General features: G+C 68.5%; 10 protein-coding genes, 1 tRNA gene and 1 pseudogene. 8 read left to right on the plus strand and 4 right to left on the minus strand.

All coding sequences use genetic code 11. From position 1 onward, the window contains the following. Positions 1–40 precede the first annotated feature (40 nt). The 3 genes from AC07DU_RS23680 (at position 41) to AC07DU_RS23690 (ending at position 1,953) form a co-directional block, all read left to right on the plus strand. Positions 41–832, plus strand: coding sequence for an SDR family NAD(P)-dependent oxidoreductase (locus AC07DU_RS23680; protein WP_479113418.1), 792 nt, complete (start codon positions 41–43; stop codon positions 830–832). A 30-nt stretch (positions 833–862) separates the two neighbouring features. Further along, a complete protein-coding gene (locus tag AC07DU_RS23685; RefSeq protein ID WP_479113420.1) occupies positions 863–1,300 on the plus strand; it encodes an NUDIX hydrolase in 438 nt (145 codons plus the stop codon). A gap of 245 nt (positions 1,301–1,545) precedes the next feature. Continuing rightward, positions 1,546–1,953: a hypothetical protein gene (locus tag AC07DU_RS23690; RefSeq protein ID WP_479113422.1), complete on the plus strand. Its 408-nt coding sequence runs from the start codon at positions 1,546–1,548 to the stop codon at positions 1,951–1,953. Positions 1,954–1,970: 17 nt separating this feature from the next. On the opposite strand, the gene AC07DU_RS23695 is transcribed toward AC07DU_RS23690, so the two are convergent. Next, entirely contained in the window at positions 1,971–2,801 is an 831-nt protein-coding gene (locus tag AC07DU_RS23695) for a hypothetical protein (protein ID WP_479113423.1), read from the minus strand. Positions 2,802–3,123: 322 nt separating this feature from the next. Here AC07DU_RS23695 and AC07DU_RS23700 point away from each other — a divergent pair, with 322 nt between their 5' ends. From AC07DU_RS23700 to AC07DU_RS23710, 3 genes are all read left to right on the plus strand, one after another. Next, positions 3,124–3,408: a helix-turn-helix domain-containing protein gene (locus AC07DU_RS23700; protein ID WP_479038451.1), complete on the plus strand. Its 285-nt coding sequence runs from the start codon at positions 3,124–3,126 to the stop codon at positions 3,406–3,408. A gap of 219 nt (positions 3,409–3,627) precedes the next feature. Next, positions 3,628–3,846 (plus strand): excisionase family DNA-binding protein, encoded by a 219-nt coding sequence (locus tag AC07DU_RS23705; protein WP_479038454.1) that lies wholly within the window; start codon positions 3,628–3,630, stop codon positions 3,844–3,846. Between the two features lie 6 nt (positions 3,847–3,852). Further along, positions 3,853–5,067: a tyrosine-type recombinase/integrase gene (locus AC07DU_RS23710; RefSeq protein ID WP_479113437.1), complete on the plus strand. Its 1,215-nt coding sequence runs from the start codon at positions 3,853–3,855 to the stop codon at positions 5,065–5,067. Positions 5,068–5,193: 126 nt separating this feature from the next. Here the strand turns inward: AC07DU_RS23710 and AC07DU_RS23715 are convergent. After that, a tRNA-Gly gene (locus AC07DU_RS23715) sits at positions 5,194–5,267 on the minus strand. A gap of 459 nt (positions 5,268–5,726) precedes the next feature. Here AC07DU_RS23715 and dcd point away from each other — a divergent pair. Both dcd and AC07DU_RS23725 read left to right on the plus strand, forming a co-directional pair. Continuing rightward, positions 5,727–6,314: a dCTP deaminase gene (gene dcd / locus AC07DU_RS23720; RefSeq protein ID WP_030152916.1), complete on the plus strand. Its 588-nt coding sequence runs from the start codon at positions 5,727–5,729 to the stop codon at positions 6,312–6,314. Then, positions 6,311–6,808, plus strand: coding sequence for a phosphoribosyltransferase (locus AC07DU_RS23725; RefSeq protein ID WP_479113425.1), 498 nt, complete (start codon positions 6,311–6,313; stop codon positions 6,806–6,808). The genes dcd and AC07DU_RS23725 overlap by 4 nt, the downstream gene beginning before the upstream one ends. A 76-nt stretch (positions 6,809–6,884) precedes the next feature. Here the strand turns inward: AC07DU_RS23725 and AC07DU_RS23730 are convergent, their stop codons facing one another. Continuing rightward, positions 6,885–7,796 (minus strand): Yip1 family protein, encoded by a 912-nt coding sequence (locus tag AC07DU_RS23730; protein WP_479113427.1) that lies wholly within the window; start codon positions 7,794–7,796, stop codon positions 6,885–6,887. Positions 7,797–7,994: 198 nt separating this feature from the next. Then, a pseudogene (locus tag AC07DU_RS23735) lies at positions 7,995–8,468 on the minus strand (iron-sulfur-binding reductase); the annotation flags it as partial.

An 8,468-nucleotide genomic window follows, 5' to 3' on the forward strand; every position in this document is an offset into this window, starting at 1 on the left:
GTGCGAGGCACCTCACCCCAACCCGGTGAACGGAGCAGCCATGTCCCTGCCCCTGCTTGAGATCCCCCTCCACGCCCGGCCGCTCCAGGGCCGAAACGCTCTGGTCACCGGCGGAGCCACCGGCATCGGCGCCGAGATCGGACGCGCCCTCGCCGCCGCCGGAGCCACCGTCGCCGTCAACCACCTCGGCCAGGACCCCGACGCCCACGCCCTCCTTGCCGCCTTCGAGTGCGACGGCAGCCCCGGCATCGCGGTCAACGCCGACCTGACCGACCCCACCGCCGTGCAGACCATGGCCAACCTCGTCCGTGCCGAGATCGGCCCGGTCGACATCCTCGTGAACAACGCCGGCTCCTATCCCCGGGTCCCCTGGCAGGACACCGACGAAGCCGCCTGGAACTACTCCCTCGACGTGAATCTCACCGCCCACTACCGAACCTGCCACGCCCTGACTCCCGGCATGACCGAACGCCGCTGGGGCCGGATCGTGAACATCGGCAGCGTCAACGCCCGCGCCAGCCGCACCAACCTCGTCGCCTACAGCACCGCCAAGGCGGGCCTACTGGGCCTGACCCGTTCCCTGGCCCGCGAGCTCGGCCCGTACGGCATCTGCGTCAACACCGTCCTGCCCGGCGCCATCGAGGTGGAAGCCGAAACCGCCGTCCCCGCCCATCACCGCGCCCGCCCGGAAGACCAGATCAACCGCCAGTGCGTCCCGCGACGCGGACGCCCCGAAGACGTGGCGGCCCTGGTGGCGTTCCTCGTCGGCCCGTCCGCGTCGTTCATCACTGGGCAATCCGTCCACGTTGATGGCGGCTGGCTGCTGCACTGAGACCGTCAACAAGCAAGGAGACAGAGCGAAATGATCGAACGAGTCCGAGCCGTCCTCGTCACCGCGGACGACACGATGCTGGTCATCCGCCGCACCAAGCCGGGCCTCCCCGTGTACTGGGTGCTGCCCGGCGGCGGGGTCGAGGAGAGCGACGAGTCCCGGGAGGCCGCTCTTCACCGGGAAATTCACGAGGAGATCGCGGGGAAGGCCGACATTGTCCGCCTCCTGCACACGATGGAGTCCGACGCCGAGCGTCAGCTCTTCTACCTCGCCCGCATCGCGACGTGGTCTTTCGAAGACCGGACCGGACCCGAGTTCAGCGCCGAGGGACGCGGCGAATACGCGCTGGAGGAAATCCCGCTGACCGTGGAGGGGCTCGACAGCATCGACCTCAAGCCCGAGGAGATCGCCCACGTCCTGCGGGGCGCCATCGGTGCCGGCACGCTCGGGGTCGGAGTCGTGGTCTAGCCGTACGACCATGCGGACATGCCACCGGGGCCAACGCTGAGTTGCGTTGGCCCCCGTGCCCATGACGGGAGGTGCCGACGCATCTTCATCTGGTCAGCGAGGTAATCCGAAGAGAACGGCATAGCCCATTCGGCATGTGACAGCCATCACATGCATGACTTGCAGATTCTTTGCCGGTCCTGCCTGCTCTCAGCCCCAGGAGTAGAACGCTCAACGCGTAGGCACCAGAAGAGGAGAATCCGCCGATGTCCGTCACCATGTACACCAACTTCGTGGATACAGAGGAAATCAGCTCACTCGACGACCTGGAAACGGCCATCGTCGAGGGGCTGAACCAGTGGATGGACGACGCCCGCGGGACCGGTCAGTTCCTCCCGCCACCACCACAGGGCGGATCCGCCACAGACGTGGCCTTGAGGACGCTCCGGATGCTTGAGGAAGCCAAAGCCCGGATGAAGGAGCACAGGGCCTACGTGCGCTACCCCTGCAACAAGTGCAGCACGGCCAAATGTCGGACCGGCAGGCCGCTCGGCAGGCGCACTCGCCGTACGGTCACTGAACGGGATGAGCCCTGTTCCTTCAGGGAGCAATTCGACCGTTCCTTCGGGGAACACCTGGCGTGTTCCCCGAAGGAACAGGGCGGCCGCCAGTGACGGTGGTGGCCTTTGGGCTACCGGCTGCTTTGGCGGGGTGGTTGCTGTCGTGAGGGACCGAGGACAGCTGCGCTCGAGCCCAGGCGGGTGGTGCTCGCGGTGTCGGGGTGAGCGGGCCTTTCATCTGCTACGCCGACGAGGCGGTGCAGCCGCCAGACGAGGACGTCGCTGATCGAGGTGTCGAGTTCCCGTCGTCGGTTGGCTTCGGTGAGCAGGACGGTCGGGTCGTGGCCGGCCTTCTGGGCGTCGGTGAGGGTGGCGGCGAGGGCGGGCCATCCGGGCTCGGTGAGGATCTGCTCGGCCAGATCCGGTAGTGCTTGGCGGATAAGGGCTGCTTGCCGTTGCTGCGCCGTGACGGTCAGGCGGAGACCGCGCTGGTGGATCACGGTCAGGGGCTGGCTGGTAGCGGCTTGGTAGGCGGCGTGGAGGTGTTCGGCTGCCTGGCGGGCGGCTTCGACTTGGTGGTCGTGGTGGCGGGTGTGGTGCCAGTGCTGGGCTGCGACGACGGCCAGGAGCAGGGCGTCGAGGAGTATCGCGAGGGGGGCTCCGTCCTTGGGCGCGGGTTCACGCACGATCGCCTTGATGGCCCGGCGTGTGGCCTGGGCCTGCTGATGGCGGGCGCGGATGCGGGAGCGGCTGGCCCGCTCGAATGCGGCTGGTACCTGGGCCAGCTGGGGCCTGTAGCTGGCGGGGGCGATGAGGGGGAGGGCGTCGAGGGTTTCGGCGAGCACGGTGATGTGCGCCTGGCCTACAGCGTCGTCGGCCTGCTCGAGAACGTCAGGGATCCGGTCGGCCGTGTCGGTGACCTGCTGCCATGCCGTACGCCGACGGCCGGAGTGCCGGCCCATGGGGGCGGATTCGGTGGGTGCGAGGCGTTCGCTGATCTTGGGATAGGACAGGTCGGGGGCTGGTGGTCGTGTTGCTCGGCCACCTTGCAGAAATTGGGCAGGGAATTCCGGCGAGGCCGGGGGTGTGGACAACACAGCCACACCCCATGCGCAGAAGTCCATGGTTCACTCTCGTTTCTCTCAAAACTTGTGTCCGGCCCATTGCGGTAGGTCCAGAGCTCCGGGTGGGAAACCGGATCTACGAATTGGCGACAGGGATGCATCGCTCACGGCAGACAGGAAAGCGTTCCCATATGGGTGCGGTGCAAGCTACAACACACCAATGCCACCACGTTCACTTGAAATCGGTCCTGCCGGACGGGCTGCAGCTCGCGCCATCGAGCGCACCCGCGTTGCACGTGGCTACTCGCAGCGCCAGCTCGCCGCCCGTGTCGTCGTGTTCGGCCGGCCCATGACCTTCACCGCGCTCTCCCGCATCGAACGCACCGTGCGGCGCTGCGACATCGACGATCTGGTCGCCATTGCCGCCGCCCTCGGCACAGCACCACAGGCACTCCTTGCCGACTCGCCCGCAGGGCTCCCGTCGGCTGGTGAGGCCGCAACATAACCGACGATCCCCGGTCAGCCAAACCGGGGATTCTCCGGACCATTGGTGTTCCCGGTACGCCTTCTCGCTCCGGTCCTTTTTGGAAGTCTTTCCATTTCACGAGAGAAAGCTCTTGCGTCGATCTCCAATACCCTCTGGCCGAAAAGACCTCGTCGCCATCGAGATGTCCGACGCGATGAGCGTAAATCCCATATTCAGGGAAACCCGCGCCGCAAAGAGGTGAAAACCGATGACCGTCTGCTCACGGTCGACGAGGCCGCAGAACGTCTCGGGACCGGCGTGCGCTTCATCCGCCGCCTCATCTCCGAGCGCCGCATCGAGTACGTGAAGTTGGGCAAGCACGTCCGCATCGCCGACAGCGTCCTGACCGCCTACGTGGCGGTGCGCACGATCGCACCCGTCCACACCCGGCGGGCGGGCTACGGGACGGCCGCCTGATGCCTCCTGCCCGTAAGCGAGTTCCCCCCCCGTAGCTTCGGTGCGATCCGGAAGCTGCCCTCGGGGCGCTACCAAGCCCGCTACCCCGGCGCGACCGGCATCCTCCGCGCGGCCCCTCAGACGTACGAGACCAAGCGCGACGCCGAGGTGTTCCTCGCCCAGATCCAGGCCGACCAGGCCCGTGGCGACTGGATCGATCCGACCGCCGGCGAGGTGCTGTTTGCCGAGTACGCCCTGCGTTGGATCGAGGAGCGGGGCATCGCGGCCACCACCGACGAGCTGTACCGACGGCTCCTGCGCCTCCACCTGGAGCCGTCCTTCGGGGAGGAGTACGTGAACACCATCAGCCCCGCCAAGGTCAGGACCTGGCGTGCCGAGCGGCTGAAGGAGACCGGCAAGACCACGACGGCGAAGGCCTACCGGCTGCTGAAGGCGATCATGCAGACGGCGGTCGAGGACGAGCTGATCCGGCGCAACCCTTGCTCTATCCGCGGAGCCGGCCGCGAGGACGCCGACGAGCGGCCCGTGGCCACCGTCGAGCAGGTCTTCGCGCTCGCCGAGGCGATCGGTATCCGCTGGCGGCTGATGGTGCTGCTGGGAGCCTTCGCATCCATGCGGCCGGAGGAACTGGCCGAACTGCGCAGAGCAGACGTCGACCTCGACACCGGCTCGGTGCGGGTCCGGCGTGCCGCTCCGGAGCTGAACACGGGCCGTCGGGTGATCGGCGACCCCAAGTCCCGTGCGGGGAAGAGGGAGATCATGCTGCCGGGCTTCGTCCTCCTCGACGTCCGCCGGCACCTGGAGTGGTTCGCGCAGGACGGGCCCGAGGGCCTCGTCTTCGTCGGGGAGAAGGGCGCGCCCCTGCGCGGGACGAGCTTCGGCCGGAAGTGGCGCAAGGCGCGAGACACCGTGGGCATGCCGAAGGACTTCCGCTTCTACGACCTGCGCCACACCGGGAACACCCTCGCCGCCGACACCGGCGCCAAGCTGAAGGACCTCATGGTCCGAGCGGGGCAGTCCTCGGAGCGGGCTCAGCTGATCTATCAGCACTCCACCAAGGGGCACCAGCGCAGGCTCGCCGACGACATCGGCGCCACCGTCCGCCTCCAGCGGGTGCCTGCGGACCACAGGCAGAGCGGCGATGTCGCCGCGGGCGCGGTTCGTGCGCTCGTGCCCGCGCCACCGGCGCCGCCGTCCGGCCGGGCCGCCCGGGTGAGGTGATCCCCACAAGGGGCGCGACAACAACCTGACGCCCCGTTAGGGCAGTTATGGCACGCGAATGGCGCGCGGCCCCAGATGGGTCTAGACAACAAACAAGCCCCAGGTCGCTGACCTGGGGCTTTGTCGTGGAGCGGATGACGGGAATCGAACCCGCGCTATAAGCTTGGGAAGCTCATGTTCTACCATTAAACTACATCCGCACACGGACCATACGTGCTGGATCCGTATCGTTGCTCACTCTACCTCATGATCGACCCCCGGTGAATTTGCCGCGGGGTCGTTGTCATGTGTGGCCTACACCGGGACGTGTGGGCGGGGGAGTTGGGGCGTACCGTGGGGTCGCGGAGCGGCGGCTGGAGTGGGTGGGGATCATCCCCTAATGTGGCGATTCGTCGCAGTACGGCTCGTTGGGGAAAGGGACTCGATGGAGCACACCGTCGTCCGTTGTGCCGAAGGGCACGTTTTCAGTACCGCCTCCTTCCCGCTGCAGCACCTCGGTGCCGGCCGGATCGGGCCCGGGCGGCTGCTGCGGTGTCCGCGCTGTGCGCGGCTGCGGCAGGCCGTGCCGGTGGGTGGCGTGAAGCGATAGCGGGCAGGGCGAGGCGCGCGGGCGTGGCTCTCGATTGGGGGTGGCCCGCGCGCCTGCGTATCCTCGGGACGTGCTTCTCTCTGACAAAGACATCCGGGCCGAGATCGACAGCGGACGGGTTCGCATCGACCCGTTCGAGGAATCGATGGTGCAGCCCTCCAGCATCGATGTACGTCTCGACCGGTTCTTCCGGGTCTTCGAGAACCACCGGTACGCGCACATCGACCCCGCGGTCGAGCAGCCCGACCTGACCCGCATGGTCGAGCCGGAGGGGGATGAGGCCTTCATCCTGCACCCGGGTGAGTTCGTGCTCGCCTCCACGTATGAGGTCGTCTCGCTGCCCGACGACATCGCCTCCAGACTGGAGGGGAAGTCCAGTCTGGGCCGCCTCGGCCTGGTGACGCATTCCACCGCCGGCTTCATCGACCCCGGATTCTCGGGCCACGTGACCCTGGAGCTGTCGAACCTCGCCACGCTGCCGATCAAGCTCTGGCCGGGTATGAAGATCGGGCAGCTGTGCATGTTCCGCCTCAGCTCGCCCGCCGAGTTCCCGTACGGCAGCGAGCGCTACGGGTCCAGGTACCAGGGGCAGCGCGGTCCGACCGCCTCGCGCTCCTTCCAGAACTTCCACCGCACGCAGGTGAGGCACGAGGCATGAGTGACGTACGCGAGAACCTGACCTACGAGGGCTTCGGGCGCGCCGTCCGCGAGCTGGCGCAGACGATCGCCGACGACGGCTACGAGCCCGACATCATCCTGAGCATCGCCCGCGGGGGCGTGTTCGTCGCGGGCGGTCTGGCGTACGCCCTGGACTGCAAGAACATCCACCTGGTGAACGTGGAGTTCTACACCGGTGTGGGCACCACGCTGGAGATGCCGGTCATGCTGGCGCCCGTGCCCGAGGCGATCGACTTCACGAACAAGAAGGTGCTGATCGCCGACGACGTCGCCGACACCGGCAAGACGCTCAAGCTGGTGCACGACTTCTGCCTCGGCCACGTCGCCGAGGTGCGCTCCGCCGTCATCTACGAGAAGTCGCACTCCCTCGTGCAGTGCGAGTACGTGTGGAAGCGCACGGACGACTGGATCGAGTTCCCCTGGTCGGTCCGGCCGCCCGTCGTCAAGCGTGAGGGCCAGGTCCTCGACGCCTAGGACGAAACGAGATCTAGATGACCCAAAGGGCCCGCCGCGCAGGTAACGCGCGGCGGGCCCTTTTCGTTCGTGCCGGCTAGATGGTGCCCAGCTTGATGATCGACAGCAGCGCGATCAGCTGGATCGCCGACGCGCCCAGGGCCTTCGGCCACGGCAGGTCGTGGGACCGGCTGATCAGCGACGTGAAGAGTGCTCCGGCCGCCAGCCAGGTGGCCCAGCCCAGGACCTGGACCACGCCGTTGTCGCCGCCCAGGAACACGGCGAAGAGCAGGCGGGGGGCGTCCGTCAGCGACATGATCAGCATCGACAGCCCGACCGTCGGCTGCCAGGAGCCGTCGCCGCCCAGCTGGCGGGCCAGGGTGTGGGTGACCGCGCCCAGGATCAGGCCGCAGATGACGAAGGCCACGCCCGCGGAGAGGACGATCGGGACGGCCTTCGCGAGGGTCGCGTTGATGACGTCCTTGCGGGCGTCGTCGAGGCCGAAGACCGCGAGGAGCCCGTACAGGAAGGTGACGATCAGCGCCGGACCCCAGACGGCGTAGTCGCGCATCTGCAGGAAGGTCTGCCCCGGCCGCATCACGATGCCGCGGAGCAACTCCTTCCACGCCAGCCGCGGCCCGGCCGGGGCGGGAGCGGCCGCGCCCGCCTGGTAGGTCGCGCCCTGGCTGTACGGGTCCTCGCCGACGGCGAACATCTGCGTGTGCCCCGGGTTGTCGTTCGTGTACCCGCCGGCGCCAGTGCCACCGCCGCCATGGGCGTACGGGGGCTGCTGCCCGTGTCCGTGCCCGTACGGGTCGAAGTACTCGGGCTCGCCGTGGCCCCCGGCGCCCGGCTGCGGCCACTGCTGCTGCGGGGGCGGGCCGCCGGCGGGCGGGTAGGGCTGCTGGCCGTACGGCGGCGGTTGCTGCTGACCGTACGACTGCTGCTGCGGGGGTTGTTGCGGAGGGCGGTTGTTGTCCCGGCCGCGTCCGATCCTGAATCCAGCCACGTGATCGAACGTACCTGGTCCCGCGGGTCCTTGTGGACGGGCGGCCGGAACCCGCGGCCTTTGCGGCTGACCTGTGACATCCCCTAGGGGATGCCGTGTCGACGCGACGAGGGCTGGCCGGGCCGTCCGGCACAGCGCGACGGCCGGTCCCCGTGAGGGGGACCGGCCGTCGCTGTGTTGTGGGGTGCTGCCGTGCGGTTACGCCTCCTTGGCGTCCTCGGCCTTGGGCTCCGCGGCCTGCTCGGCGGCGGGTTCCGCGACCGTCTCGGCCGCTGTCTCGGCGGCGGGCTCGGCCGCCGCCGCCTTGGCCTCGCCCACGGGCTCGGCCTCGGCCTCGGCTGCCTCGGCCTCCGCCTTGGCGTCCGCCTTTGCCTCCGCCTTCGCCTTCGCCTCGGCCTCAGCCTTGGCCTTGGCGTCCGCCTCAGCCTTCGCCTTCGCCGCAGCAGCCTCAGCGGCCTGAGCCTCAGCAGCAGCAGCAGCTGCCGCCGCGGCCTCCGCCTCCGCCTCCAGGGCCGCCAGTTCGGCCTCCGTCGGCTCCGGGGCCTTCACCGACTCCAGCAGCAGCTGGGCGACGTCGACGACCTGGACGGATTCCTTCGCCTGGCCGTCGTTCTTCTTGCCGTTGACGGAGTCGGTCAGCATGACGAGGCAGAACGGGCAGGCGGTGGAGAC

It is taken from the genome of Streptomyces sp. NPDC045695 (genome assembly GCF_056432025.1).